This is a genomic window from Pseudomonas fluorescens, from assembly GCF_900636825.1.
Lineage (GTDB): Bacteria > Pseudomonadota > Gammaproteobacteria > Pseudomonadales > Pseudomonadaceae > Aquipseudomonas > Aquipseudomonas fluorescens_BG.
Window position 1 is genome coordinate 563215 of the sequence record NZ_LR134318.1, and the last position, 26653, is coordinate 589867.

The window sequence follows — 26653 nt, forward strand, 5'->3', positions numbered from 1 at the left end:
CCGACAGTGATGTCGGCTTTTTTGTGCCTGTCGTCCAGCCGATTTTCGTACGGGAAGTTTCCTTCCGACTTTGAGGAAGGACCCTACATCAATCCGTTTTCTACCTTGTTAGCGTGCCCGGCAGTCCTCGCGAGCACAGACCAGGGACGGTTTTACACATCGCGCTCTTTTCCTCCTGCTTAAGGATAAGCGTATGTTTCCGTCCGCCAATGCAGCGCATTTTGCGTTACAGATTCCTGGGATACGTCACGATTTCAAAGTGCTGGCCTTCAACGGAACCGAAGCGATCAGCACCCTCTACCGCATCGACATCGAACTGGTCAGCGAGCACCCGGATTTCGATCTGGAAAGTTTGCTCAGCCAACCGGCGTTTCTGCAATTGGGCCTCAGCGGCGAAGGCATTCACGGGCGCATTGAAGACGTGTTGGCCGGCGAGGCCGGCAAGCGTCTGACCCGCTATCACCTGACGCTGGTGCCGGCGCTGTATTACTTGCAGTTCAGCCACGATCAGCGGATTTTCCAGCAGCGCACAGTGCCGCAGATCATCGCGCAGGTGCTAAGCAAACATGGCATCCAAGCTGACGCATTCACCTTTCACGTCAATGCCAACGCGCCTCGTGACTACTGCACTCAGTACGCCGAATCGGATTTTGAGTTCATTCAGAGGCTATGCGCCGAGGACGGCATCGCTTGGCATCACCAGCATTCGGTGGACGGGCATTTGCTGGTCTTCACCGACGATCAGGTGTTCCTGCCCAAACTCGGCGCCACTCGGTATCAGCAGGATTCCGGCATGGTCGCCGAGCATTCGGTGGTCAGTCGTTTCAGCGTGCGAACCAGCACCCGCACCAGCACCGTTACCCGTCGCGACTATGATTTGAAGCGCCCAAGTCTGCTGCTCGAAACCCACTTCACCGCCGAGTTCGCCCCGACGCTGGAAGACTACCGCTACCCGCTGCTGCTCGAGAACGAAAAGTCCGGCAAGCGAATGGCTCGGCAGGCCCTGGAGCGCCATCGCACCGACTATGAATTGGGCGAAGGACAAAGCGATCAGGCAAATCTGCGCTGTGGTCATCTCTTCGAAATCACCGAACACCCGCGCAAAAGCTGCAACGAGCTGTGGTTATTGCGCAGCGTTTCGCACACCGGCCGACAGCCACAAGTGCTCGAAGAGTCAGTCACCAGCGACACCCAAGCCGCTGATGGCTTCACCCAAGGTTATCGCAACACCTTCAGCGTGATCCCCGCCGAAGTGGTGTTTCGCCCACCGTTGCCAGCGCCACGTCGCCCGCTGGTGTGTCAGACCGCACGGGTCACCGGGCCGGCCCATGAAGAAACGCATTGCGATGAATTCGGCCGCGTCAAATGCGAGTTCAATTGGGACCGCGCCGAACTCAACAGCGAACGCAGCAGTTGCTGGATTCGGGTGTCGTCGAGTTGGGCGGGGGAAAGCTTCGGCTCCGTGACCATTCCGCGCATCGGCATGGAAGTCGTGGTGACCTTTCTTGAAGGTGACCCGGACAAGCCGCTAATCACCGGTTGCGTGCCAAACAAAGTCAAATCTGCGCCCTACACCTTGCCCGAACACAAGACCAGAACCGTGCTGCGCAGCCACAGTTCACCGCACACCGGCGGCTACAACGAACTGATGATCGAAGACCGCGCCGGCCAGGAAAAAATCTACCTGCGCGCCGAGCGTGATTACGAGCAACTGATCCTCAATGACAGCCACAGCCTGATCCGTCACGACCGTTTCCAGCAGGTCGACAACCACAGCAGCAGCCTGATCAAGGCTGACGAACGACATACAACCGACGGTACGCGCAGCACGGTCATTGGCACCAACGACCTGCTGACGATCAGCGGCAACAGCAGCACCACGGCTGGCGGCACGCTGGTGATCGCGGCCGGTCCGCATGCACGGGTTACTGCCAGCCAAGTGGTCATTGATGCCGGTACGAGCCTGACGCTGACCGCTGGTGGCCAGCACATCGTGATCAATGCGGGCGGGATCTTCAGCAGTGTCCCCATCGTCGAGGGCGGCGCGCCGATGGCGGGTGTGGCGGCGATATCCGCTATCCCATCAGTCGCAGTTCCTCTTCAAGTCCCCGTGTTACCACACTCGCAGCGCCTCGCCTTGATGGCTAAAAAACCGATCTGCGCTGTTTGCGAAGCCACCGATAAACAGAGTGGAAAAGCCGATGCTTGAATTACCTTCCTTACCCCATGATCTGCCATGGGCTGTGCCAGCTTACTTGCTGCTGGACGGTGTAAGTGTCCCCAACTTGCCGCAATGCCTGCGCCGCTGGGACAACCCGGCTTACTGCCTCTATCAAGGTACACGCTGGCAGGAATTGGCGGACATATCGCCATACCTGATCACCCTCAAAGGCGAAGGCGATCCGCTGCTGGCTTACTTTCACGAAAACGCCGCGCTGGAATGGGGTTTTTTGCTGTTCAGCGATGCCGATGCGCCAACGCTCTGCAAACACTGGCGTCGCTTTCTGACCGTCAAGCATCCGAGTTCGGTGGAAGTCATGCTGCGCATCGCCGATCCAGCGGTCATGCATCAATTGCTCAAGCTTGCGCAACAGAGCCACGGCTCACGCTGGTTTGGCCCTGTCCAGCGCCTGTGTCTACCTGATGGACTTCAGGCTGTCTGGGTACAACATCAACGCGCGGAACATGCCGCGCAAGACACCGCCGATACCTACCAATTGACCGAACAAGAGCTCAGCGCCCTGGGAGAGGCGCAGTTTCATCACTCGGTGCTTAGCCTCAACGATCACTTGCAGCGATATTTCCCCGAATTCATGGCGTCCTGTTCAACCCGGGAACGCCTTGGGTTTGCCGAAAAAACAGCACAGGAAGCCTATCAACACGGCTTTACCTCAGAACAGGAAATCACCCTCTACGCCAATGTATTTGGCTACCTGGCGGGCCAGCCCGTCGAGAATCACCCGGACATTGTCGAGCTGCTGACCGTGCCGTCACAGCAATCCCCGATGAACCGCGTGCAACGCGCCGCCGAACTGGCCCATGGACGCTCGGTTCAACAGCCGGGAGACTTGCCATGACCGCCGCCGCCAATATCGCTGCCCTGACCAAAAGCGCCCAAGACATCCGCTCACCTATGGGCCAGTGTGCCTTGATGAGCGCAAACGTGCAGTTGCTGCCGCTGCGCTACGGTCTGGTGGAAAACCTTGATCCCTCAGCCGAACTGAGCATTCCGCTCAAGCTGAACAGTCAGCCTTTGGGCATACGACTGCTGCGTGACGGTTACCTTTACATCATCGATAGCAGCAGCGGCTTTCTGCACGAATATCGCGTTGAACAAGGCCAGATCAGCAAACTGGTGTGGAAAGGCCGGGAAGTAGCCAGCGATACCCGCACAGCATCGGTCGGTGAGCCGCAATTGGTTTTCCCCCGGCAACACACGTTGTTCGCCAGTTATTCGGAAATCCAGTGGACGGCCTTCAAATGCTCACAAGTGCTCACGCACGCCACCGAGCGTGAGCACTGGATGCAGCGCATCGAGCTGGCGAGTGCCTGTCCGGACCAGGGCGGCATGAACCTGCTGAGCCAACGTCAGGCGAATACCTGGCTGGCGGAGGTCGCCGAAACATTCGCGCCAATCGATCTGCCCGAAGGCGCCAACCCGCAACAACGTCAGTCTTACGCCTGGGAAGACGCATCATTGTTCCAGAACACGTCGATAGAAACCCTCACCAGCCAGGTGCTGGGGGCGTATCAGAACGATTACCTGTTTCTGGTCTTGCGCGACGATTTCGGCGTGATGCGCGATCTGGCCAGCGCTCAACTCAACGTAGCGCACTGGCTCGATCAATGGAGCAACGATGATGTCGCCCAGCGCAAATACCTCACTGGCGCCTACATTCAGTCTTTGTATGAAGTAACTGCGGCACGTCTGGATGTATTAGCTACTACCGAACCTGATGTCAAAGCCCTGAAGGATGAAACCAGTGCCGAGCAACAGGCAGCCGTTCAGGATTACTTGCGCGCCAAACGCAATCACTCCGGGCCGCCGATCTTTGGCGACGAGGCTCATTGGCGAGAGGCGGCGTTGAGCGATCCGTATGCCCGCGCCGCCGTCAATTTGCAGGACGCATTGGGCGATATGCTTTGGCAAAAACACCGGAACACTGTCAATGCACTTCACTTGCAAACCTGGGAGGCGTTATTCGGAAAGGAAATCGGCCAGCGCGGAATCGATCACTTGGTCAACCGCAACGCCATGCAGGCATTCGTCGCCCAACAGCAAACACTGCTAAGCCACTGGCATAAACGCCTGCAGGCCATTCGCGAAGATCGCTTGCACATGATCGTCGCCGGCCATTTTCACCGGGCAGCCTGGTATTACGACTTTCGCAATGACCAACAGATCCGCCATCGCCTCGAAACCGAATTCCTCTGCGTGGCCGCCCTGTGCGGGAATCGCGAAGCCACGGAAAAACTGGCGACCTATCTGGACAGCAACCTGCTCACAGTCGTACCGGGGCTGGACACGTTGTCCCTGGCCGATCAGATTGACGTGAGTAAAAAACTCATGGACCTGAGCAACTTCTCGATCAAGGTGGCGGCGGCGCCGGAAAGCCTTGACGCGGTGAACATGCTGAGCAACCAGTTCAGACGTTTGATGAATGAGCGGCTGCCGAACTTTGCGGATTTGAATGCGCGGTTCAGTGGGCTGCAGAGTTTGTTGGATGGGGCGTACATGCCAGCTCATCAGTTGATTGCAGCTGATCAGTTGGATCGCGCATACGGTGAATTCAAGCGGCAACAACCCGTCGATCCCAACAGTTTCATTCGTAGCCTTGGCGTCTCAACTCGCCTGCAACTGCTGCGCGAATTTTCCCGCAGTGGCCTTGCCCTGCGGGCAGCGTCGGCGTCCGAATTTCAGGCGTTCAACCAGACCAGAGATGCCGCGCTCGAACTGCGTCGCAAGCTCAAGGACACCTACAAACTGCGTCATCGCGAATTGTCGCGGCAGATCTACGGCCTCGCCACGCCCGGTAGCGAACTGATGCACAACCAGCGAATCAATCAACTCAAGGCTGCACTGGTGCCGCTGGAAGACAACCTCAGCCGTGCCCTCACCGTCGGCGCAAGCGGCCCCGGGCAGATCGGCACCGTGATCGATGGCATGGCCCCGGCGCTGCGGGAGGAAATGCAGCGCACCGTGCGTGATTTCCGCGCGACAGGGACGTTTGGCAAGCCGATGACGAGTGCACTTAAATCCAAGGGCGATGGGATTGCGTTGTTGCTGTTTGTTTATCAGGGGCAGAAGTTTTTGGAGGTATTGAGTGCGTTTAATAAAAAAACTGATCGCCCTTTTTCACAGACATGGACTCTCATTGAGACTTTCCTAGGGATGTCAGCTGCTGGTTTTGGGGCAGTGCAAGGTCTGTCTGTGACAATACTTCAAGCTCATATCGAACAAATGGACAGCGCTGCTGGCAAACTCAACACCATGAGCCGATTGGGACGCTGGAGCGGTATTGCCGGAAGTGCTGCATTCGGATTCGGGGCACTGGTTGCTGCGATCGATGTGGGTGAACACTCCGTGCAATGGACTAAAGCGTTGGCCGAAGGCAATCATCAAGCCTTGGCCGGCAAAAGTCTGGAAATTGCTGGCGACAGTATTCTTGTTGGCACGACCACTTGGGGCGCCATACACACGTCGTCAATCATCAGCCAAGTTCTCAAACAACCCGCTGAACTGCGTGCAGTAGCTTGGGCCGAAGCCAGTCCCCGGCTACTAAGCATCGCCGCTAGGGCGAACCTCGTAGGGTTGATCGGCACAGCCCTGCAATTGCTAGGTGAAGGCTTTTACAACTTCTTCAGCCTGGACGCTTTGCAAAAATGGCTGCAGGCCAGTGCATGGGGCAGGGCTGACCTGCAGCGCAGCCTGCCAGAGGACTGGAGCGCGCTGGCAATGGTTGTGCAACAACCAAGCTGTGAACTCATTCGCGAAGGTCAACGCACGTATTTGCAACTGAGATTGCCCGGTGTGCGCACAAGGGAGATGGACAGTCGCCAATTGCAGTTGCTGGCCCATCAGCAAACCCGAGCCGCACCGATTCCCAGTCCCTATAACAACCAGTTACCAGCCCGGCGCTGGCAGGAATGCAGCGCCGCGTGGGCCGCAGTGGCCGTGGTCGTGAGTCAGGAAAATGAAGCACTAACCCTGCGATTGCCCATCGCCGAGGCGTTGCAAACCACAGATTTCACCCTGGCGCTGAACATTGGTTACCAACTGGAAGCCGAGCGCGATTTGATCCATCGCACCTGTTTTGTCCTGCGCGATCTGCGCATCGCCACGGAACGTGGTGTACGGTTGCCGGCCCAAGGCCGGTTTACACTCGATCCTGTCGAAACCTTGCCCACCGGATTGAGCAAGGCTCCGTGCTGGTTGTTCACCCGAGACGAAATGGCGACTGTCGATGTTTAGCAAACTGTTCAAGCGCAAAAACAAGCCAGAAGCCACAGAACCGGCACCGGACATTCGCAGCCAGCGACCCCGTGCCGGGGAGCTGCGAATGAAGGGTTTGAATGAAACCTTGTTCCTAGCGCCACTGCCGGTTTACACCGGGCAGGCGCAAATTTCTCGGCGTAACTTTTCGGAGATGAATGAGGTTTATCTGGAGCTGGGGGGGAGCAACTACGGGATGGTCGAATTGGGAAAAAGGCTGACGATATATATCTGGATACCTTTTTTTGTAGCTTTCGTCTTTCCGGGGCTTGTCATCACGTATGGGGTGTTTTTCTATCCCGAAAACTTCCCAACACCAATGCATGATTTGCTGATGCTTTCCAAGGGCGCAATGCTGGCTTCTCTAGGTGGGATTTTTCCCCTTGGCGGCTTCGTCTATGGCATGCTCTCCAACGTCCGCACCCTCGCCAAAAGCTACCCCGTACGCTTCAACCGTCAACGCCGCGAGGTCTGCTACATCGACGACACCACCCATCGCGTCCTCATGGTTCCGTGGGAAAACGTGGTGGCTTGGGTCGCCCGCAGTCAGGGCGTTACGAGCTACGGCGCCATGCGCGATTACACCTTCGGGATGGGGCTTGAGGACGAAGAACACGACACCGTGCAATTCATCCTGTCGGCCCAACCCAGTGATGCGCACGCGCTGGGTATGTGGGCGTCGATTCGCAATTACATGGAAGAAGGGGAATTGGTGGATGCACCCAGTCCCATGCTCGTTCTATTGGGGCTAACGCCAACCGAAGATGAACTCAAACCCTATGAAGGTCTTCACACGTTTGATATTGAGCGTAAAGGCGCGCGCTTCTTGGGTTCGTTGGACGATGGCGCCGAGCACCTGACCACAGAACAGCGCCACCGTTACGGCTACGGCAAGCGCTCCCCATGGCCCCTGCGCTGGTGGTACGTGCGCCGCGTTCTGACCTTCTGGAAAATGCCCTATCTGATCGCCGAATGGGCCCACCGCAAAGGCCGCCCGACCCTGCCGGAAAACGTCCTGGCCTGGTCGCAACCATTGCCGCCCGAGCAGTGGGCCAAACCCAGCCCTGCCCTGCAAAAAGCCAATGCACAGGTCAAATCCGCCATGGATAAAAAAGGGGTGAACTTCGTCGATGCCTGCAAAGCGGCGGGGCTGCATTGAGGGCACTTTTGCAGACCTTGCCCATCAACTTGAGCAAGGCCTGCACTGGTTATTGATCCAGGACGAAATGGCGACTGTCATCGGCTCGCCTCAGTTGTCTGTGCGTGACCGATGATGAAGGTTACGACCTGGAACATTTCGCCAGTGCCGCGCATCTTGGCTCAGGACAGCTGTGACGCGCGGGATGCGTTGGACTGAAAACTGGATAGAGCCGGCCGCACTTCGAAAGTAAAAAGCCGCGATTGTGTCGCGGCTTTTTTGTCTCAGTCAGAACCCGCGCTTGATGCGGTTCTTGAGTTGCTCGTGGAATACCTCAGCATTGTGTTTGTAGGTACTTTTTACCGACTCACTGATCGACCCCAGCGTCACTGATCGCTTGTTCGACACCTCCTCGCGATACGCATCAATAAAGAAATCCAGATCGCTCGCCGTACTCAGCTTCGGCCATTTATCCAGATACAACGGCAAGTCCGCCGGCCCGGTTTTGAACGAGCAGATCCGTCGGTTGCTGATGGTCGCCTCGCCAATTTCGAACGGCACCCACCACGACGACGCAGTCCGCTCCGAAACCACCGCCAGCAAGTGCGTGCATTCGGTAATGTTACGGGTGATGACGCCGGTGATGTCCTCGGTGGTCTGCGATTCGGGATCCAGCACATCAAGGTAGGTTTTGATGTTGGCCTGAATCAGGCGGCTGTTGATGGCGATCGCGTGGGCGCGATCCATGTGGCGGTAGCTGATGAAGACGGGCATCAGAAATGTCCTTTGAGCGCGAGTTCGCGGTAGTAGGCGCCGAGTGCGGTCAGGCGGCAGCCGGTGGAGTGGATCGCGGCGTAGTACATATGCTCGGCGTCCATCGGTTCGATCAGGCTGTGGCGGTTGCACTTCTGCAATTGAGCAAATATTTCGCCGTGCTCCGCGACGAAGGTCGCTTCCGTCGGTTCGTAGCTGGGATCGAGCGGGAAAACCGACTCGGCTTCGGTAAACCATTCGGGAAGCTTGCGCAGGATTTCCTTGGGGATCAGCGGCGAGACTTCGCGCAGGGAAATGAATTGCGAGACGTTGGTCTTGAATACCGGGCGCTGTTCCCAGGCGTCGAGTGCGTTGTCGACAAAGGAATAGAGACTGCCGGGAGTGATTTTACCGAGGATGTTGGCGGCGCCACCGTGCAGCGCCTGTAACAGCAGCCCGGTGAACACGCCGTGTTGCGCGCCCTCCATGGCCGGCTCTTCTTTTTTGCACGCGGTCAGAATCGTCATGCCCTCGCCAACTACGCTGCTCTCGCTGCGCAAGGCGCGCACTTCGCCGGCGGAGCCGCTTTGACAGCAGTCGAGAATGATCACTTTGTTTTTGATGCGCGTGGCTTTGGTCGCCCAGTTGAGGATATCGCTGATGCGAATGCCGTCCTTCGGGTTGCGAAAGTCCTGCGGTAGCAGCATGCCTTCATCATTGTCGTTATCGAAGCCACCGTGCCCGGCGAAGTACAGGAGGGCGACGTTGCAGTCGCCGGAAAACAACTCGCGGATCTGGTCTTCAAGTTTCTCCCGACTGAGATAATCCTCGGCAGAGGTCAACACGATGTTCTTGAAGTTCGGGTCGCCGTTGGCGTCGGTTTTCAGCACCGAAGCCATGGCCATCGCGTCGTTGCTGCAACCGCTCAAGCGGGAAATATGTTTGTAGTCGTTGATGCCGATAAACAGTCCCTTGCGCATGGTCAGGCCGCCGTGTGCAGACGGATCGCACCGACGATGCTGTTGGTGTTCCATGCGCATTCGGCGTGTGCGGCATTGCGCACTATGGTGGAAATCCGCTCGGCGCCGAAAGGCTTCACCGCAATGATCACCTTGCCCATGCGCTTTGCGATTTCGATCTCCTTGTTGATCCACTTACTGTAGGTCGAATACATGCCGGCCATGATCAGCACCGCCGAGCATGGGCGAATCTTGTTTTCGATTGCTTCTTCAAGCTGCCTGTCGGTCAGCGCGCCCATGATCGGGTTGTGCGGCGGCACCGAGAAATTCTTGTAGGTGAAGGTCGGATGGGCGCTGAGCAGGCGCACCAGATTGTCGTGGGCGTGGGAGTAATTCCACGAGTGGCTGATGAACAAATGGTAGGTTTGCATGGCGGTTCCTCAAGGACGCGAAGGTGCGACGAGGAACTCAATGTAGGCCCATGAAACGAGTCGACAAGGGCTGGGCGGAGAAAGAGAAATGTCCTGCGAAGAGGTGGGATGAGGTCCTACAGAAGAGGTCGATGTTTAAAAAACACAGAGGTATGTCAGGTAAAGCCCGACATCCGGCAGCCCTTGGGGAAAGGGCCGCCGGTGCGACTGTTTAATAGCCGTTTTCGGGCAGACTGGCGATGATCGAGCGGTAGCTGTTCATCCGTTGCTGTTGCACGCGGCCATCTTCCAGCGCCTTGAGCAACGCACAACCCGGCTCGCGATCGTGTTTGCAGTCGCGGAAGCGGCAGGTGCCGAGCAGATCGTTGAATTCGATGAAACCGGCTTCGACATCGGCGCGGCTGACGTGGCCGAGCCCGAATTCGCGGATACCGGGTGAGTCGATCAACTCGCCACCGCCGGGGAAGTGGAACAGGCGCGCGGTGGTCGTGGTGTGGGTGCCCTGACCGGACAGCTCCGACAATGGCCCGACGCGGGTTTCGACTTCTGGCAGCAGGCTGTTGACCAGCGAGGACTTGCCGACCCCGGATTGGCCGACGAATACACTGATGCGTCCGTCGAGCTGCTGTTGCAGCTGCTCCATGCCGTTGCCATGGTGCGCGGACACTTCCAGCACCGGATAACCCAGCGTGCGATACACCGCCAGCAGCGCGTTGAGCGCCGGGGCGTTCTGCTCGTCGATCAGGTCGAATTTGTTCAACAACAGCAACGGACGGATGCCCGCATGTTCGGCGGCCACCAGATAGCGGTCGATGAGGTTGGCGTGGGGCTCGGGCAGCGGGGCGAAAACGATGACGATCATGTCAACGTTCGCCGCAACCGGCTTGAGCTGGCCACGGCTGTCCGGGCGGCACAGTTCGGTGGTGCGCGGCAACTGCGCGACGATCACACCGATGCCCTGGTTGCCGGCACGCCAGACGACTTTATCGCCTGTCACCAATGCTGGCAGGTTGGCGCGCAAATGACAGCGAAACACCTGGCCGGCCTGATCACCGTCTACGGCCTCAACCTCGACCTGCACACCGAAGTGAGCGATTACCAGGCCGTGTTGTTCAGGGCCGAGGTCGCCGCCCTCGAGGGCTTCGACAGCCGAGGACTCGCGTTTGGCGGCGCGTGCGGCACGTTCGCCCTGAATTTTTTCGATGCGCCAGTTTTGACGACGATTGAGTTGGCGTTTGGCCATGGGTGTTCCGTCTGAAGAATGCAGCGATTAGGTAAAACGGCCGCGAGTTTAGCACGCCCGGCCACCCGCCTAGGCTAAACTGCGCAGCATTGCCTAGGAGCCCGAATATGCAGAACCCGCAGAACCTGATCTGGATCGACCTGGAAATGACCGGTCTGGACCCGGACAACGATGTGATCATCGAAATGGCCACCATCGTCACTGATAGCGAGCTGAACACGCTGGCCGAAGGCCCGGTGATCGCTATCCACCACAGCGACGAAGTCCTCGCGCGGATGGACGAGTGGAACACCCGCACCCACGGCAACTCCGGCCTGACCCAGCGCGTTCGCGACAGCCGCATCAGCATGGCTGAGGCCGAGGCTGAAACCATCGCCTTCCTCGAGAAGTGGGTGCCGAAAGGCAAATCGCCGATCTGCGGCAACAGCATCTGCCAGGATCGCCGCTTCCTTTATACGCACATGAAAGCGCTGGAAAGCTACTTCCATTACCGAAACCTCGACGTCTCGACGCTCAAGGAACTCGCCGCGCGCTGGGCGCCTGATGTGCGTGACAGCTTCAAGAAGGGCAGCACTCACCTGGCGCTGGATGACATCCGCGAGTCGATTGCCGAGTTGCAGCACTACCGCAAGCACTTCATCAAGTTCTGACGCGATCCCTGTGTAGGAGCTGCCGAAGGCTCGGGCCGCGTTCGGACGATCTTTTGATCTTGTTTTTAACCTGAAAAGGCACAATCAGAAGATCGTTCGAAGGCGGCCCGAGCCTTCGGCAGCTCCTACGTAAAGCAACGCCGTTAGCGCCCTCTTTTGGTGCCACCGCGAAATGGCTAGACTGCGCGCCTTCCTGCCTGGACTGCCACCATGTTGCTGATGCTCTATCTGATTGCCATCACCGCTGAAGCCATGACCGGCGCGCTCTCTGCCGGGCGGCGCGGCATGGACTGGTTTGGCGTGGTGCTGATCGCTTGCATCACCGCGCTCGGCGGCGGTTCGGTGCGCGACGTGCTGCTTGGGCACTATCCTCTGACCTGGGTCAAACACCCGGAATATCTTGTGCTGACCTCGGTGGCGGCGATGTTCACCGTGTTCACCGCCCGCTGGATGCGCCATTTGCGTTCACTGTTTTTGGTGCTCGACGCGGTGGGCCTGGTCGCCTTCACCCTGATCGGCTGCATGACTGCATTGGAAATGGGCCACGGTATGTTGGTGGCATCGGTCAGCGGCGTGATCACCGGCGTGTTCGGCGGCATCCTCCGTGACATCTTCTGCAACGACATCCCGCTGATCTTCCGTCGCGAACTGTACGCCAGCGTCTCGTTCGCCGCCGCCTGGTGCTACATGCTCTGCCTGTATCTGAACGTCGCAAGCGAGCAAGCCATTCTGATCACGCTGTTCGGTGGCTTCCTGTTGCGACTCTTGGCAATCCGCTTCCACTGGGAAATGCCCAAGTTTGTTTACAACGATCAGCCTTAGCGCGATCCCTGTGTAGGAGCTGCCGCAGGCTGCGATCTTTTGACGTTTAAGATCAAAAGATCGTCCGAACGCGGCCCGAGCCTTCGGCAGCTCCTACATGACTTCGTGTTGTTTCAGGGCCCATTCGACGTGTTCCTGCACCAACTCCGACGGATAGTCGCGGCGGGCTTTCAAGGCTTCCAGCACCGGAATGCTCGACGGCGCGTTGCCGAGGCCGACGGCCAGGTTGCGCAACCAGCGCTCATACCCGGCGCGGCGTAGCGGTGAGCCTTCGGTGCTGCTGAGGAATTTTTCTTCATCCCACATGAACAGCTCGGCCAGCCCGGCATTGTCGAGATTGTGCCGAGGCTTGAAATCGCTTTCAGCCGAAGGCCGTGCGAAGCGGTTCCACGGGCAGACGATCTGGCAGTCATCGCAGCCGAACACGCGATTGCCGATCAACGGGCGCAGGTCCTCGGGGATGGCGGTCTTCAGTTCGATGGTCAGATAGGAAATGCAGCGCCGCGCGTCCAGCACATACGGGCCGACGAAGGCATTGGTCGGGCAGATATCCAGACATGCTGTGCAGCGCCCGCAATGTTCAGTGCTGTGCGGCTCATCCACCGGTAACGGCAAGTCGACGAACAGTTCGCTGAGGAAGAAATAACTGCCGGCCTTGCGATTGAGCACCAAGGTGTTTTTGCCGATCCAGCCCAGCCCCGCTTGTTCCGCGATGGCTTTTTCCAGCACCGGCGCACTGTCGACAAAAGCACGAAAACCGAAGGGTCCGATCTGCGCCTGGATCCTGTCTGCCAATTGTTGAACACGTTTACGGATCAATTTGTGGTAATCGCGGCCCAAGGCATAACGCGACACGTACGCTTTTTCCGGTTGCGCCAGCATTTGCGCCATCTGCGTATCGCCCGGCAGGTAGTCCATGCGCAGGGAAATCACGCGCAACGTGCCCGGCACCAGTTCTTCCGGGTGCGAGCGCTTGCTGCCATGGGCGCCCATGTAATCCATGTCGCCGTGGTAGCCGGCCTCGAGCCAGCGTTGCAGATGCTGCTCGTGTTCGGCCAGGTCCAGACCGCTGATGCCGACTTGCTGGAAGCCCAGCTCGCGGCCCCAATCCTTGATCGATTGGGCGAGGGCGGGCAGGTCTGTGGTGATGGCGGACATGAGGCGAGAGAAACCGGAGCTGAGGTGCGTATAATTCTGCCAGACATCGGAGCCCGAAGACGCATGCCGCAGACGAAAGATGAATTACCCGACGCGCTGTACCGCGCCGCACAGGTGCGCGAACTCGATGCGCGGCTGATCGCCGCCGGCACGCCAGGCTTCGAGCTGATGCAGCGGGCCGCCCGCGCTACGTGGCGCGCGCTGGTGCGCAAATGGCCGACGGCGAACCAGCTGACAGTGCTGACGGGGCACGGCAACAACGCCGGCGACGGTTATCTGGTCGCCGTACTGGCGCAGCGGGCCGGGTGGTCGGTGCAGGTCTTTGCCGTCGGCGATCCGCAGCATTTGCAGGGTGACGCAGCGTTGGCCCATGCCGAGGCGCTGGCCGAAGGCGTTGCGGTGCAGAGCTGGCAGGCGCAAAGCGAATTGCGCGGTGTCGTGGTGGATGCGTTGCTCGGTATTGGCTTGAGCGGCGAGGTCCGTGAACCGTATGCCGCTGCCATTGCCGCGATCAATGCCAGCGATTTGCCGGTGACGGCGGTGGATATCCCGTCGGGATTGTGCGCTGACACGGGTCGAGAACTGGGCATTGCGGTCTGCGCCGATCTCACGGTCACGTTCATTGGGCTGAAGATCGGGCTGCTGACCGGTGACGCAGCGGATCATGTCGGCGAATTGGCTTTCAACGATTTGCAGGCCACCGACGAAATCTTCCGTGACATTACCGTCAGCGCCCGACGCCTCGGCACCGCTAATCTTCCAACACTTGCCCCGCGTGCGCCGACTTCGCACAAGGGGCGCTTCGGCCATGTATTGCTGATTGGCGGCGATCAGGGTTTCGGCGGCGCGATTCTGCTCAGTAGTGAGATGGCCTTGCGTGGCGGGGCCGGCATGGTATCGCTGGCGACCCGTGCGGAACATGTGCCGGCGGCGCTGACGCGGATTCCCGAAGCGATGGCGCTGGGCATATCGTCAGCCAATCAACTGATGGGGCTGCTGCAGAAAGTCTCGGTGCTGGTAGTCGGTCCGGGTCTGGGCCAGGCAAGTTGGGGCCGTGCATTATTGTCGGCCGCCGCCGATGCAAAATTGCCGCAGGTGTGGGATGCCGACGCGCTGAATCTGCTGGCCAGCGATTTTGTGCAGTTGCCCAAGGATTGCGTGATCACCCCGCATCCAGGCGAAGCGGCGCGATTGCTCGGCATCAGCACCGCTGATGTCCAGGCAGATCGCCCGGCCGCTGCATTGGCCCTGAGCAAAAAATACTCGTCCGTGGTGGTATTGAAAGGCGCCGGCAGTCTCATCACTCACCCGGACGGGCGTCTGGCACTGTGTCACCAGGGCCATCCGGCAATGGCCACGGGCGGTCTTGGCGATGTGCTGGCCGGCTTGATCGGCGCATTGCTGGCGCAAGGCATGCAAGCGTTCGACGCCACGTGCCTCGCGGTCTGGCTGCATGCCAATGCCGGCATGCAACAGGGTAAATTCGGCCGTGGGCTGGCGGCCAGTGATCTGATTCCAGCCATTCGTCAGTTGTTGGAGGAGCAAGCACCGTGTCTGAAGTAACCCTGTACCTGGCCGATGAACAGGCCATGAGCGACTTTGGCGCACGGATCGCTCGGGTGACCCAGGGCCATGGCCTGATTTTTCTCGAAGGCAACCTGGGCATGGGTAAAACCACGCTGTCGCGAGGCATCATTCGTGGCTTGGGTCACGTCGGCGCGGTAAAAAGTCCGACCTTCACTTTGGTCGAGCCCTACGAGATCGGCGACATCCGCGCCTTCCACTTCGACCTGTATCGACTGGTCGATCCGGAAGAGCTGGAGTTTCTCGGTATCCGCGACTACTTCGAAGACGATGCGCTGTGCCTGATCGAATGGCCCGATAAAGGTGCAGGCTTTTTGCCAAAGCCTGACCTGACCATTACCATTAGCCCGCAAGACAGCGGGCGTTCGCTGAAAATTTTATCCCAGGGCTCGCGCGGCGAGGCCTGGTGTGCCGCTTTGGCATTGGAAATCAATTAAATGATGGGGTTTGGTATGCGCTTTCGCGCGTTGGTGGCTGCCGCTGGACTGATGTTGATGGCAGTAACCGTCAACGCTGTGGCCGATTCAAAGGTCAACAGCGTGCGCCTGTGGCGGGCGCCGGACAACACGCGACTGGTCTTCGACCTGAGCGGTCCGGTGCAGCACAGCGTTTTCACCCTGACCGCGCCGGATCGGCTGGTCATCGATATCAACGGCGCCACCCTCGGTGCGCCTTTGAACGTGCAGACCGCCAACACGCCAATTACCGCGATGCGCTCGGCCCAACGAACGCCGACCGACCTGCGGGTAGTCATCGATCTGAAAAAAGCCGTCACCCCGAAAAGCTTCTCGCTGGCGCCGAACGCCCAATATGGCAACCGTCTGGTGGTCGATCTGTTCGACAATCCGGCCGACGCCGCGCCGCCGCCTGCGCCGACACCATCGGTTGCGACCGTGCCTGCCGTGCCTGTGACACCGACGGAACCTGCGATCAAGTTGCCGCCAGCCCCGGCCGGCAAACGCGACATTATCGTGGTGATTGATGCCGGTCACGGTGGCGAAGACCCGGGCGCATCCGGCTCGCGCGGCCAGCGTGAGAAAGACGTGGTGTTGCAGATTGCCCGTGAGCTTCAGCGTCAGGTCAACGGCATGAAAGGCTTCCGCGCCGAACTGACCCGTACCGGCGACTATTTCATTCCGTTGCGTGGCCGTACCGAAATCGCCCGCAAGAAGGGCGCAGATCTGTTCGTTTCGATCCACGCCGATGCCGCGCCGTCCGCTGCAGCCTTTGGCGCCTCCGTGTTTGCCCTCTCGGATCGCGGCGCAACTTCGGAGACTGCCCGTTGGCTGGCCGACAGCGAAAACCGTTCTGACCTGATCGGCGGTGCTGGCAACGTCAGCCTCGATGACAAGGACCGCATGCTCGCGGGCGTATTGCTCGACCTGTCGATGACCGCCTCGCTGACCTCCAGCCTTAACGTCGGCCAGAAAGTCCTGACCAACATTGGTCGCGTGACGCCGCTGCACAAACAGCGCGTGGAACAGGCCGGGTTCATGGTGCTGAAGTCGCCGGACATCCCGTCGATCCTGGTGGAAACCGGGTTTATCTCGAACGCCAACGAAGCCAACAAGCTTTCGGCATCGAGTCACCAGCAAGCGCTGGCACGTTCGATCAGCAGCGGCGTGCGCCAGTTCTTCCAGCAGAACCCGCCACCGGGTACCTACATTGCCTGGCTGCGTGATTCGGGCAAGATCGCCCAGGGCCCGCGCGACCATCGCGTTGGCCCGGGTGAGACACTGGCGATGATCGGCGTGCGCTATCAAGTCTCGCCGGCCACCTTGCGCAGCGCGAACAACCTAAAGAGTGATGAGCTCAAAGTCGGCCAGCACTTGACCATTCCCGGCACCGAACTGGCGTCCAAAGAATGAACGAAGTGCTGAACACTGCCCGCATCGAGCTGCTCAGCCCGCGGCTGGCGAACCAGATTGCCGCCGGTGAAGTGGTTGAGCGCCCGGCTTCGGTGATCAAGGAGTTGCTGGAAAACAGCCTCGATTCCGGCGCCCGACGCATCGATGTCGACGTTGAGCAGGGCGGCGTCAAGTTGCTGCGCGTGCGTGACGATGGCAGCGGGATCTCCGCCGATGACCTGCCACTGGCTCTGGCGCGTCACGCTACCAGCAAGATTCGCAACCTCGAAGACCTCGAACAGGTGATGAGCCTGGGTTTTCGTGGTGAGGCGCTGGCGTCAATCAGCTCCGTGGCACGCCTGACCCTGACCTCGCGCACCCGCGATGCCGATCAGGCCTGGCAAGTTGAGACCGAAGGGCGCGACATGGCGCCCCGGGTTCAGCCGGCGGCGCATCCCGTCGGCACCTCTGTGGAAGTTCGTGACCTGTTCTTCAATACCCCGGCACGCCGCAAATTTCTCAAGACTGAAAAAACCGAATTCGATCACCTGCAAGAAGTGATCAAGCGTCTGGCGTTGGCGCGTTTCGACGTGGCGTTCCATTTGCGGCATAACGGCAAAACCATCCTCAGTCTGCACGAAGCCCATGATGATGCGGCCCGCGCCCGGCGTGTGGCGGCGATCTGCGGCTCGGGTTTCCTCGAACAGGCGCTGCCGATCGAGATCGAGCGCAACGGCTTGCACCTTTGGGGCTGGGTAGGTCTGCCCACCTTCAACCGCAGCCAGGCTGATTTGCAGTATTTCTTCGTGAACGGCCGGGCGGTGCGCGACAAGCTGGTCGCTCACGCGGTACGTCAGGCATACCGCGATGTGCTGTTCAACGGCCGCCACCCGACATTCGCCCTGTTTTTCGAAGTCGATCCGGCCGCGGTGGACGTCAACGTGCACCCGACCAAGCACGAAGTGCGCTTCCGTGACGGGCGCATGGTCCACGATTTCCTTTATGGCACCTTGCATCGCGCGCTCGGCGATGTGCGTCCCGAAGATCAGTTGGCCGGCTCGGTGACCACGGCGATCGTGCGGCCCACCGGCATCGAAGCCGGCGAATTCGGCCCGCAGGGCGAAATGCGTCTGGCCGCCAATGCGCTGCTCGAGCAACCGCAAGCGCAACCGGTGTTCAATACTGCTTCCGGTGCCAGCGCTGGCGGCGCTTATCAGTATCAATACACGCCGCGTCCGCAATCGGCGGTGCCTGCTGCCGAGGCGCAAGCCGCTTATAAAGAGTTTTTCGCGCCGCTGCCCGAGGCCAATGCCAACGCGCTGCCAGCCGGGCAGGAAGACATCCCGCCGCTGGGCTATGCGCTGGCGCAGCTCAAGGGCATCTATATTTTGTCCGAGAACGCCCAAGGTCTGGTGCTGGTCGACATGCACGCGGCCCACGAACGAATCATGTATGAGCGCCTGAAAATCGCCATGGCCAGCGAAGGTCTCAGCGGTCAGCCATTGCTGGTGCCGGAGTCGCTGGCGGTCAGTCAGCGCGAAGCCGATTGCGCTGAAGAGAACGCGGCATGGTTCCAGCGCCTGGGCTTCGAACTGCAGCGGCTGGGACCGGAAACCCTGGCGATCCGCCAGATTCCTGCGTTGCTCAAGCAGGCTGAAGCCAACCGCCTGGTCGGTGATGTTCTGTCGGATCTGATGGAGTACGGCACCAGCGACCGGATTCAGGCACATTTGAACGAACTGCTCGGGACCATGGCCTGTCACGGCGCGATCCGCGCCAATCGGCGCCTGGCATTGCCGGAAATGAACGGCCTGTTGCGTGATATGGAAAACACCGAACGCAGCGGCCAATGCAACCACGGCCGACCGACCTGGACCCAACTGGGCCTGGACGACCTCGACAAACTGTTTCTGCGCGGCCGTTGATGAACCAGCTCCCTCCAGCGATTTTTCTGATGGGCCCGACCGCTGCGGGCAAGACCGATCTGGCCATCGAGCTGACCAAAGTGCTGCCCTGCGAGCTGATCAGTGTCGATTCCGCACTGGTCTATCGCGGCATGGATATCGGCACCGCCAAACCTTCGAAAGAACTGTTGGCCGAGCATCCGCACCGTTTGATCGATATTCTCGATCCGGCGGAGGCTTATTCCGCTGCCGATTTCCGTCGCGACGCGCTACAGGCCATGGCGGAGATCACCGCGCGCGGAAAAATCCCGTTGCTGGTGGGCGGCACCATGCTCTATTACAAGGCCTTGGTGGACGGTCTGGCCGACATGCCGGCGGCGGATCCTGAGGTTCGCGCGCAGATCGAAGCAGAGGCTGCACGCCTTGGCTGGCAAGCGCTGCACGATCAGTTGGCGATCATCGATCCGGTGTCGGCGGCGCGTATCCATCCGAACGATCCGCAGCGCCTCAGTCGGGCGCTGGAAGTTTACCGGGTCAGTGGTCAGAGCATGACCGAGCTGCGCCAGCAACAATCTGCGCAAAGTACTGAAGCAGCCGCTTCGGGACTGCAACAATTGCCCTATACTGTCGCGAACTTGGCCATTGCCCCGGCAAACCGCCAGGTACTGCACCAGCGCATTAAACAAAGATTCACAAATATGTTGGAACAGGGGTTTATCGACGAGGTCGTAGCCCTGCGTAAAAGAAGTGACCTGCACTCAGGGTTGCCGTCTATACGTGCGGTAGGCTACCGCCAAGTCTGGGACTATCTGGACGGCAAGCTGACATTGGCCGAAATGCAGGAGCGCGGCATCATTGCCACGCGCCAATTGGCCAAACGCCAGTTCACCTGGCTGCGCAGCTGGGAAGATATACACTGGCTGGACAGTCTTGATTGCGACAATCTGCCACGCGCCTTGAAATACCTTGGGACCATCTCCATATTGAGCTGAGTCCTTGCAATTGCCGTCTATCCTTGGGGGTGTGACGGCTGAAGCCATCTGAATTATCTATTTTTTATTATTGAATCCTTAAAGGAGTGCGGCACATGTCAAAAGGGCATTCGCTACAAGACCCTTACCTGAATACTTTACGTAAAGAGAAAGTTGGGGTTTCCATCTACCTGGTCAACGGTATCAAACTGCAAGGCACGATCGAGTCGTTCGACCAGTTCGTGATCCTGCTGAAAAACACCGTAAGCCAGATGGTTTACAAACACGCTATCTCGACAGTAGTGCCGGTTCGTCCAATTCGTCTGCCTAGCGCAACCGAATCCGAAGCGGGCGACGCTGAGCCAGGTAACGCCTGATAGGAGTCTCCTTTGTTCTTTGAGCGCCACGGTGGTGGTGAACGAGTCATCCTCGTTCACTTGGATGGACAGGACCCTGAGGCGCGCGAAGACCCGCAGGAGTTTCAGGAACTGGCTAATTCGGCAGGCGCCGAGACCGTCGCGTTTTTTAACGTGCCGCGTCATCGGCCAACTGCCAAATTCCTGATTGGCAGCGGCAAGGTCGAGGAATTGCGCGACCTGGTCAAAGCTGAAGAAGCCGATCTGGTGATCTTCAATCACATCCTCACGCCCAGTCAGGAGCGTAACCTCGAACGTGTTTTCGAGTGTCGCGTGATCGACCGTACCGGTCTGATTCTCGATATTTTCGCCCAGCGCGCCCGTACCCATGAAGGCAAGCTCCAGGTCGAACTGGCCCAGCTTGACCACATGAGCACGCGCCTGGTCCGCGGCTGGACTCACCTTGAACGTCAGGGTGGCGGTATCGGCATGCGCGGTCCGGGCGAAACCCAGCTCGAAACCGACCGCCGTCTGCTGCGGGTCCGCCTGCGGCAGATCAAGGGTCGGCTGGAGAAGGTGCGCAGCCAGCGTGAACAATCGCGGCGCGGCCGTTCGCGTGCCGATATCCCCACCGTTTCGCTGGTGGGGTATACCAACGCTGGCAAATCCACACTCTTCAACAACGTGACGAAATCCGACGTGTACGCGGCCGATCAATTGTTCGCCACGCTGGACCCGACCCTGCGCCGTCTGGAACTGGACGACCTGGGGCCGATTGTCCTTGCCGACACGGTGGGTTTCATTCGTCACTTGCCGCACAAGCTGGTCGAGGCATTTCGGTCTACGCTCGAAGAGTCGAGCAATTCCGACCTGCTGTTGCACGTGATTGACGCGGCGGAGCCGGATCGCATGTTGCAGATCGAACAGGTGATGGTGGTGCTGGGCGAGATTGGTGCCCAGGACTTGCCGATCCTCGAGGTCTATAACAAACTCGATTTGCTTGAAGGTGTGGAGCCGCAAATCCAGCGCGACGAAAACGGCAAGCCCCAGCGGGTCTGGCTGTCGGCGCGTGATGGCACCGGTCTGGAACTGCTTGAGCAAGCCATTGCCGAATTGTTGGGCAGTGATTTGTTCATCGGTACCCTGCGCTTGCCGCAACAGTTCGCTCGACTGCGTGCGCAGTTCTTCGAACTCGGTGCGGTGCAGAAAGAAGAGCACGACGAAGAAGGCATCAGCTTGCTGGCCGTTCGTTTGCCCCGTGTCGAGTTGAATCGACTGGTAAGCCGCGAAGGATTGCAGCCGATGGAATTCATCGAGCAACACACTTTGCAATAAAAGCCTGAAAAAGCGGTTGTGCCGTAACGGCAGGCATTCTGTAGCATTGGTCGGCGCGCCGTGGGTGCGTCTTTGCTTTATCAGATGGAGAGCGCTATGGCTTGGAATGAGCCGGGTGGCAACTCGAATAATCAGGATCCTTGGGGTGGCAAGCGCCGCAATAACGGCGACCGCAAGGGGCCACCAGATCTCGACGAGGCCTTCCGAAAGCTGCAGGAAAGCCTGAACGGGTTGTTCGGTGGTGGTAAAAAACGTGGTGATGACGGCGGCGGTTCCGGCAAGAGCAGTGGCGGCTTCGGCGGTCTGCTCGGCATCGGTCTGGTGGTGCTGGCGGCAATCTGGCTGTACAGCGCGGTCTACGTGGTCGACGAGCAGGAGCAGGCCGTGGTGCTGCGCTTCGGCAAGTACTATGAGACTGTCGGTCCAGGCCTGAACATCTACTTCCCGCCGATCGACAAGAAGTACATGGAAAACGTCACGCGTGAGCGGGCGTACACCAAGCAGGGCCAGATGCTGACCGAAGACGAGAACATCGTCGAAGTGCCGCTGACCGTGCAGTACAAGATCAGCAACCTGCAGGATTTCGTGCTGAACGTCGATCAGCCGGAAATCAGCCTGCAGCATGCAACCGACAGCGCCCTGCGCCACGTGGTGGGTTCCACCGCCATGGACCAGGTGTTGACTGAAGGTCGTGAATTGATGGCCAGCGAAATCAAGGAGCGTCTGCAACGCTTCCTCGATACCTATCGCACCGGGATCACCGTAACGCAGGTCAACGTACAGAGCGCAGCGGCACCGCGCGAAGTGCAGGAAGCCTTCGATGACGTGATCCGCGCCCGTGAAGACGAGCAGCGTTCGCGCAACCAGGCGGAAACCTACGCCAACGGCGTCGTGCCGGAAGCTCGTGGTCAGGCCCAGCGCATCCTCGAAGATGCCAATGGTTACCGTGACGAGACCGTCTCGCGCGCCAAGGGTGAGGCCGATCGCTTTACCAAACTGGTTGCCGAGTACCGCAAGGCACCTGAAGTCACCCGCCAGCGTCTGTACCTGGACACCATGCAGGAAGTCTTCAGCAATACCAGCAAGGTACTCGTGACCGGCAACAAGAACGGCCAGAGCAACCTGCTCTACCTGCCGTTGGATAAAATGATCCAGAACAGTTCGGGCAGCAACGCACCGGTTACCGGTTCGGCCGCCAGCAACAACACGGACGTCACGCCGCATGTCACTGACGTGCCGCAGTCGCGTACAAGGGAGACCCGCTGATGAGCAATAAATCGCTGATCGCCCTGATTGTTGGCGTCGTCGTGGTACTGGTGGGCTGGAACTGCTTCTACATCGTGGCTCAGACCGAGCGCGCGGTGCTGCTGCAATTCGGTCGCGTGGTTCAGGCTGACGTTCAGCCGGGTCTGCATGTGCGGGTGCCTTTCGTTAACCAGGTGCGCAAGTTCGATGCGCGTCTGATGACGCTGGATGCACCAACGCAGCGTTTCCTGACCCTGGAAAAGAAAGCCGTGATGGTCGACGCCTACGCCAAGTGGCGCGTGAAAGATGCCGAGCGCTTCTACACCGCGACTTCCGGCCTCAAGCAAATCGCCGACGAGCGTTTGTCCCGTCGTCTCGAATCGGGTCTGCGTGACCAGTTCGGTAAGCGCACCCTGCACGAAGTGGTATCGGGTGAGCGTGATGCGCTGATGGCTGACATCACCGCGTCGCTGAACAAAATGGCGGAAAAAGAGCTGGGTATCGAAGTTGTCGATGTCCGGGTCAAGGCCATCGACCTGCCGAAAGAAGTAAACCGCAGCGTGTTCGAACGTATGAGCACCGAGCGTGAGCGTGAAGCTCGCGAGCACCGCGCCAAGGGTAACGAGCTGGCCGAAGGCATCCGTGCCGACGCCGATCGTCAACGCCGCGTGCTGCTGGCTGAAGCCTATCGTGAATCCGAAGAGGTTCGCGGTGATGGTGATGCCCAGGCCGCTGCGATCTATTCCAAGGCGTACGGTCAGGATCAGGAGTTCTACGGTTTCTACCGCAGCCTGCGTGCCTACCGTGAAAGCTTCGCGAACAAATCCGACGTCATGGTCCTCGACCCAAGCAGCGACTTCTTCCACTACCTGGAAAAAGCCAAGCCTTGATACGGCGTTGACCTGAATCATTCCGCCCGGCGGCTAAAACCTCGGGCGGGGTGATCCTTTGGGAAAACGTGTGTATGATGCGGCAGCCGGGAAATTCCCGGCTTTTTTGCGTCTGCACGTTTGATTGCTGTTTTTTGCTGCAGAGTATCGGGACGAAAGCCCTGACAGTTTTCGAGGAAAGTGATTGGCGAAGCCGGTAACAGGCTTTTCGCTCCGTTGTTCATGCGCGGAACAATCGTTTTCTGCTTCAATCAAGGCTCAGCCTGCAGGCTGGCCGCCCGGATCAAAGGGGAATGGCGTAATGGCAACGGTAGACCGCTGGCTGCTGCCAGATGGCATCGAAGAAGTACTGCCACCGGAAGCGGCGCGCATTGAAGTTGCGCGTCGTCAGGTGTTGGATCTGTTCCAGAGCTGGGGTTACGAGTTTGTCGTGACTCCTCATATCGAGTACCTGGAATCCCTGCTGACCGGCGCAGGCCAGGACCTGGATCTGCGTACCTTCAAGGTGATCGACCCACAGTCGGGTCGGCAGATGGGTTTCCGTGCCGACATCACGCCGCAGGTGGCGCGCATCGATGCGCACACTCTGCGTCGCGAAGGCCCAAGCCGTCTGTGCTACGCGGGCAGCGTGCTGCACGCCCAACCGCGTGCTCTGTCCTCCTCGCGCAGCCCGATCCAGTTGGGTGCCGAGTTGTACGGCGACGCCAGCCCGAGCAGCGACGTCGAAGTGATCAGCCTGATGCTGGCCATGCTGCAACTGGCCGACGTGCCGGACGTTCACATGGACCTCGGTCATGTTGGCATCTACCGCGGGCTGGCGCGTGCCGCCGGTCTGTCCGGTGAAGTCGAGCAACAGTTGTTCGATGCCTTGCAACGCAAGGCCATCGACGAGGTCATTAGCCTGACCGAAGGCCTGCCCGCCGATTTGTCCGGCATGCTGCGCGCACTGGTTGATCTATGCGGCGGCCGTGAAGTGTTGAGCGCTGCTCGCGAGCGTCTGGCCAATGCGCCGGCCCCGGTGCTGGCGGCACTGGAAGATCTGCTGGCGATCGCCGAGCGTCTTTCGGCGCGCTTCCCCGAGCTGCCGCTGTACTTCGACCTCGGTGAGCTGCGTGGCTACCACTACCACACCGGTGTGGTGTTCGCAGTGTTTGTACCGGGTGTCGGCCAGTCCATCGCTCAGGGCGGTCGTTACGACGACATCGGCGCCGACTTCGGTCGCGCCCGCCCGGCGACTGGTTTTTCCACCGATTTGAAAACCCTGGTGACCCTGGGGCGTGCTGAGATCGAGTTACCGTCTGGCGGTATCTGGATGCCTGACAGTACGGATGCGGCACTCTGGCAGCAGGTTTGCCAGTTGCGCAGTGAGGGTCAGCGTGTCGTTCAGGCATTGCCTGGACAACCTTTGGCCGCCGCCCGTGATGCGGACTGCGACCGGCAATTGATTCAGCAGAACGGGCTTTGGCAAGTATCGCCACTGGCTTCTTGAGTTTTCCTGCCGGCCATCGCCGGCACCAAGTTTGCGCGAATGAGGACAAGTGTTATGGGTAAGAATGTCGTAGTCCTGGGCACCCAATGGGGTGATGAGGGCAAAGGCAAGATCGTTGATCTGCTGACCGAACATGCTGCCGCCGTAGTGCGTTATCAGGGTGGCCACAACGCGGGTCACACTCTGGTGATCGACGGCGAAAAAACTGTCTTGCACCTGATTCCGTCGGGCGTGCTGCGCGAAGGCGTGCAATGCCTGATCGGCAACGGCGTGGTGGTTGCACCTGACGCCCTGCTGCGCGAGATCACCAAGCTGGAAGAGAAAGGCGTACCGGTGCGCGAGCGTCTGCGTATCAGCCCGTCCTGCCCGCTGATCCTGTCCTTCCACGTGGCGCTGGATCAGGCCCGTGAAAAGGCCCGTGGCGAGCTGAAGATCGGCACCACCGGTCGCGGCATCGGCCCGGCGTACGAAGACAAGGTTGCCCGTCGCGGCCTGCGTGTTGGCGACCTGCTGAACATGCCGCGCTTCGAAGACAAGCTGCGTGAACTGGTGGATTACCACAACTTCATGCTGGTCGGTTACTACAAAGAGCCAGCCATCGAGTTCGAAAAGACCTTGGCCGAGTGCAAGGAATACGCTGAGCTGCTCAAGCCGCTGATGCTCGACGTGACTGCCGAGCTGCACGACCTGCGTCGCGCCGGCAAAGACATCATGTTCGAAGGTGCCCAGGGTTCGTTGCTCGACATCGACCACGGCACCTACCCGTACGTGACCAGCTCCAACACCACCGCCGGTGGCGTGGCGACCGGTTCGGGCGTTGGCCCGATGTTCCTCGATTACATCCTGGGCATCACCAAGGCTTACACCACGCGCGTCGGTTCGGGCCCGTTCCCGACCGAGCTGTTCGATGACGTCGGTGCGCACCTGGCCAAGCAAGGTCACGAGTTCGGCGCGACTACCGGCCGCGCCCGTCGTTGCGGCTGGTTCGACGCCGTCATCCTGCGTCGCGCTATCGATGTGAACAGCATTTCGGGCATCTGCCTGACCAAGCTGGACGTACTCGACGGTCTGGAAACCATCAACATTTGCGTCGGCTACAAAGACGCGCAAGGCAACGCCGTTGCGCCGACCGACGCTGACAGCTACGTTGGCCTGCAGCCAGTGTACGAAGAAGTGCCGGGCTGGACCGAATCGACCGTGGGCGCCAAGACCCTGGAAGAGCTGCCGGCGAACGCTCGCGCCTACATCAAGCGCGTTGAAGAGTTGATCGGCGCGCCGATTGACATTATTTCGACGGGCCCGGATCGCAACGAAACCATCGTTCTGCGTCATCCGTTTGCTTGATAAGTCGTTGATGTAAAAAACAAAGGCCCCTTAATCGGGGC

Annotated in this window: 23 protein-coding genes; 17 read left to right on the top strand and 6 right to left on the bottom strand. The window is 59.5% G+C overall.

The window, feature by feature from the left end:
• The first annotated feature begins 193 nt into the window (after positions 1-193).
• Genes tssI through EL257_RS02495 form a run of 4 tightly spaced genes read left to right on the top strand, consistent with a single transcriptional unit; the run spans position 194 to position 7652 of the window.
• Entirely contained in the window at positions 194-2209 is a 2016-nt protein-coding gene (gene tssI, locus EL257_RS02480) for a type VI secretion system tip protein TssI/VgrG (protein ID WP_126359526.1), read from the top strand.
• On the top strand, positions 2202-3077 hold the full coding sequence (locus EL257_RS02485) for a DUF4123 domain-containing protein (RefSeq protein ID WP_126359528.1): 876 nt from the start codon (positions 2202-2204) through the stop codon (positions 3075-3077). Before tssI ends, EL257_RS02485 begins: the two co-directional genes overlap by 8 nt.
• Entirely contained in the window at positions 3074-6472 is a 3399-nt protein-coding gene (locus EL257_RS02490) for a toxin VasX (protein WP_126359530.1), read from the top strand. Before EL257_RS02485 ends, EL257_RS02490 begins: the two co-directional genes overlap by 4 nt.
• Complete coding sequence (locus EL257_RS02495; protein WP_172604443.1) at positions 6465-7652, top strand: DUF6708 domain-containing protein; 1188 nt, start codon at positions 6465-6467, stop codon at positions 7650-7652. Before EL257_RS02490 ends, EL257_RS02495 begins: the two co-directional genes overlap by 8 nt.
• A gap of 267 nt (positions 7653-7919) precedes the next feature.
• Here the strand turns inward: EL257_RS02495 and EL257_RS02500 are convergent, their stop codons facing one another.
• The 4 genes from EL257_RS02500 to rsgA form a co-directional block, all read right to left on the bottom strand.
• Positions 7920-8405, bottom strand: a complete 486-nt coding sequence (locus EL257_RS02500) for a toll/interleukin-1 receptor domain-containing protein (RefSeq protein WP_126359532.1) — start codon at positions 8403-8405, stop codon at positions 7920-7922.
• Positions 8405-9364 carry a caspase family protein gene (locus EL257_RS02505; RefSeq protein WP_126359534.1) on the bottom strand — a complete coding sequence of 320 codons (960 nt, stop codon included), beginning with the start codon at positions 9362-9364 and terminating at the stop codon, positions 8405-8407. The genes EL257_RS02500 and EL257_RS02505 overlap by 1 nt, the downstream gene beginning before the upstream one ends.
• Positions 9365-9366: 2 nt before the next feature.
• The gene (locus EL257_RS02510; RefSeq protein ID WP_126359536.1) at positions 9367-9774 is read right to left on the bottom strand and encodes a TIR domain-containing protein; all 408 of its coding nucleotides are present in this window, start codon (positions 9772-9774) and stop codon (positions 9367-9369) included.
• A gap of 211 nt (positions 9775-9985) precedes the next feature.
• Positions 9986-11017: a small ribosomal subunit biogenesis GTPase RsgA gene (rsgA, locus tag EL257_RS02515; RefSeq protein WP_126359538.1), complete on the bottom strand. Its 1032-nt coding sequence runs from the start codon at positions 11015-11017 to the stop codon at positions 9986-9988.
• A gap of 107 nt (positions 11018-11124) precedes the next feature.
• On the opposite strand from rsgA, the gene orn reads away from it, so the two are divergent.
• Together orn and EL257_RS02525 are read left to right on the top strand one after the other, a co-directional pair.
• The gene (gene orn, locus EL257_RS02520) at positions 11125-11667 is read left to right on the top strand and encodes an oligoribonuclease (RefSeq protein ID WP_016771957.1); all 543 of its coding nucleotides are present in this window, start codon (positions 11125-11127) and stop codon (positions 11665-11667) included.
• A 210-nt stretch (positions 11668-11877) separates the two neighbouring features.
• On the top strand, positions 11878-12489 hold the full coding sequence (locus EL257_RS02525) for a trimeric intracellular cation channel family protein (RefSeq protein WP_126359540.1): 612 nt from the start codon (positions 11878-11880) through the stop codon (positions 12487-12489).
• 93 nt (positions 12490-12582) lie between these two features.
• Here the strand turns inward: EL257_RS02525 and queG are convergent, their stop codons facing one another.
• Positions 12583-13647 carry a tRNA epoxyqueuosine(34) reductase QueG gene (gene queG, locus EL257_RS02530; protein WP_126359542.1) on the bottom strand — a complete coding sequence of 355 codons (1065 nt, stop codon included), beginning with the start codon at positions 13645-13647 and terminating at the stop codon, positions 12583-12585.
• A 63-nt stretch (positions 13648-13710) separates the two neighbouring features.
• Here queG and EL257_RS02535 point away from each other — a divergent pair, with 63 nt between their 5' ends.
• The 9 genes from EL257_RS02535 (at position 13711) to hflC (ending at position 23779) form a co-directional block, all read left to right on the top strand.
• Positions 13711-15210, top strand: a complete 1500-nt coding sequence (locus EL257_RS02535) for an NAD(P)H-hydrate dehydratase (protein ID WP_126359544.1) — start codon at positions 13711-13713, stop codon at positions 15208-15210.
• Complete coding sequence (gene tsaE / locus EL257_RS02540; RefSeq protein ID WP_126359546.1) at positions 15198-15668, top strand: tRNA (adenosine(37)-N6)-threonylcarbamoyltransferase complex ATPase subunit type 1 TsaE; 471 nt, start codon at positions 15198-15200, stop codon at positions 15666-15668. The genes EL257_RS02535 and tsaE overlap by 13 nt, the downstream gene beginning before the upstream one ends.
• Positions 15669-15719: 51 nt before the next feature.
• Positions 15720-17099, top strand: a complete 1380-nt coding sequence (locus EL257_RS02545) for an N-acetylmuramoyl-L-alanine amidase (RefSeq protein ID WP_419866608.1) — start codon at positions 15720-15722, stop codon at positions 17097-17099.
• The gene (mutL, locus tag EL257_RS02550; RefSeq protein ID WP_126359550.1) at positions 17096-19003 is read left to right on the top strand and encodes a DNA mismatch repair endonuclease MutL; all 1908 of its coding nucleotides are present in this window, start codon (positions 17096-17098) and stop codon (positions 19001-19003) included. Before EL257_RS02545 ends, mutL begins: the two co-directional genes overlap by 4 nt.
• Positions 19003-19974, top strand: a complete 972-nt coding sequence (gene miaA, locus EL257_RS02555; protein ID WP_126359552.1) for a tRNA (adenosine(37)-N6)-dimethylallyltransferase MiaA — start codon at positions 19003-19005, stop codon at positions 19972-19974. Before mutL ends, miaA begins: the two co-directional genes overlap by 1 nt.
• Before the next feature lie 95 nt (positions 19975-20069).
• Positions 20070-20330 carry an RNA chaperone Hfq gene (hfq, locus tag EL257_RS02560; protein WP_007902656.1) on the top strand — a complete coding sequence of 87 codons (261 nt, stop codon included), beginning with the start codon at positions 20070-20072 and terminating at the stop codon, positions 20328-20330.
• Positions 20331-20342: 12 nt separating this feature from the next.
• Positions 20343-21644: a ribosome rescue GTPase HflX gene (gene hflX, locus EL257_RS02565; protein ID WP_126359554.1), complete on the top strand. Its 1302-nt coding sequence runs from the start codon at positions 20343-20345 to the stop codon at positions 21642-21644.
• Between the two features lie 96 nt (positions 21645-21740).
• The gene (hflK, locus tag EL257_RS02570) at positions 21741-22910 is read left to right on the top strand and encodes an FtsH protease activity modulator HflK (protein ID WP_126359557.1); all 1170 of its coding nucleotides are present in this window, start codon (positions 21741-21743) and stop codon (positions 22908-22910) included.
• Positions 22910-23779 carry a protease modulator HflC gene (gene hflC, locus EL257_RS02575; RefSeq protein ID WP_122593810.1) on the top strand — a complete coding sequence of 290 codons (870 nt, stop codon included), beginning with the start codon at positions 22910-22912 and terminating at the stop codon, positions 23777-23779. Before hflK ends, hflC begins: the two co-directional genes overlap by 1 nt.
• Positions 23780-23796: 17 nt before the next feature.
• Here hflC and EL257_RS02580 read toward each other — a convergent pair whose 3' ends face one another.
• On the bottom strand, positions 23797-24030 hold the full coding sequence (locus tag EL257_RS02580) for a hypothetical protein (RefSeq protein ID WP_126359559.1): 234 nt from the start codon (positions 24028-24030) through the stop codon (positions 23797-23799).
• Positions 24031-24080: 50 nt separating this feature from the next.
• Between EL257_RS02580 and EL257_RS02585 the strand changes: the two genes are divergently transcribed.
• Together EL257_RS02585 and EL257_RS02590 are read left to right on the top strand one after the other, a co-directional pair.
• Positions 24081-25268, top strand: coding sequence for an ATP phosphoribosyltransferase regulatory subunit (locus EL257_RS02585; RefSeq protein ID WP_126359561.1), 1188 nt, complete (start codon positions 24081-24083; stop codon positions 25266-25268).
• Positions 25269-25322: 54 nt separating this feature from the next.
• The gene (locus tag EL257_RS02590; protein WP_008078328.1) at positions 25323-26612 is read left to right on the top strand and encodes an adenylosuccinate synthase; all 1290 of its coding nucleotides are present in this window, start codon (positions 25323-25325) and stop codon (positions 26610-26612) included.
• Positions 26613-26653 lie beyond the last annotated feature (41 nt).

What these genes read in the sequence shown, in the direction of transcription:
- EL257_RS02500 (WP_126359532.1), bottom strand. Translation starts at nt 8,405, where the DNA reads ATGCCCGTCTTCATCAGCTACCGCCACATGGATCGCGCCCACGCGATC.
- miaA (WP_126359552.1), top strand. Translation starts at nt 19,003, where the DNA reads ATGAACCAGCTCCCTCCAGCGATTTTTCTGATGGGCCCGACCGCTGCG.
- orn (WP_016771957.1), top strand. Translation starts at nt 11,125, where the DNA reads ATGCAGAACCCGCAGAACCTGATCTGGATCGACCTGGAAATGACCGGT.
- EL257_RS02510 (WP_126359536.1), bottom strand. Translation starts at nt 9,774, where the DNA reads ATGCAAACCTACCATTTGTTCATCAGCCACTCGTGGAATTACTCCCAC.
- EL257_RS02505 (WP_126359534.1), bottom strand. Translation starts at nt 9,364, where the DNA reads ATGCGCAAGGGACTGTTTATCGGCATCAACGACTACAAACATATTTCC.
- mutL (WP_126359550.1), top strand. Translation starts at nt 17,096, where the DNA reads ATGAACGAAGTGCTGAACACTGCCCGCATCGAGCTGCTCAGCCCGCGG.
- EL257_RS02485 (WP_126359528.1), top strand. Translation starts at nt 2,202, where the DNA reads ATGCTTGAATTACCTTCCTTACCCCATGATCTGCCATGGGCTGTGCCA.
- queG (WP_126359542.1), bottom strand. Translation starts at nt 13,647, where the DNA reads ATGTCCGCCATCACCACAGACCTGCCCGCCCTCGCCCAATCGATCAAG.
- hflK (WP_126359557.1), top strand. Translation starts at nt 21,741, where the DNA reads ATGGCTTGGAATGAGCCGGGTGGCAACTCGAATAATCAGGATCCTTGG.
- tssI (WP_126359526.1), top strand. Translation starts at nt 194, where the DNA reads ATGTTTCCGTCCGCCAATGCAGCGCATTTTGCGTTACAGATTCCTGGG.
- EL257_RS02545 (WP_419866608.1), top strand. Translation starts at nt 15,720, where the DNA reads ATGTTGATGGCAGTAACCGTCAACGCTGTGGCCGATTCAAAGGTCAAC.
- EL257_RS02495 (WP_172604443.1), top strand. Translation starts at nt 6,465, where the DNA reads ATGTTTAGCAAACTGTTCAAGCGCAAAAACAAGCCAGAAGCCACAGAA.
- hflC (WP_122593810.1), top strand. Translation starts at nt 22,910, where the DNA reads ATGAGCAATAAATCGCTGATCGCCCTGATTGTTGGCGTCGTCGTGGTA.
- rsgA (WP_126359538.1), bottom strand. Translation starts at nt 11,017, where the DNA reads ATGGCCAAACGCCAACTCAATCGTCGTCAAAACTGGCGCATCGAAAAA.
- hfq (WP_007902656.1), top strand. Translation starts at nt 20,070, where the DNA reads ATGTCAAAAGGGCATTCGCTACAAGACCCTTACCTGAATACTTTACGT.
- EL257_RS02525 (WP_126359540.1), top strand. Translation starts at nt 11,878, where the DNA reads ATGTTGCTGATGCTCTATCTGATTGCCATCACCGCTGAAGCCATGACC.
- EL257_RS02585 (WP_126359561.1), top strand. Translation starts at nt 24,081, where the DNA reads ATGGCAACGGTAGACCGCTGGCTGCTGCCAGATGGCATCGAAGAAGTA.
- EL257_RS02490 (WP_126359530.1), top strand. Translation starts at nt 3,074, where the DNA reads ATGACCGCCGCCGCCAATATCGCTGCCCTGACCAAAAGCGCCCAAGAC.
- EL257_RS02590 (WP_008078328.1), top strand. Translation starts at nt 25,323, where the DNA reads ATGGGTAAGAATGTCGTAGTCCTGGGCACCCAATGGGGTGATGAGGGC.
- EL257_RS02535 (WP_126359544.1), top strand. Translation starts at nt 13,711, where the DNA reads ATGCCGCAGACGAAAGATGAATTACCCGACGCGCTGTACCGCGCCGCA.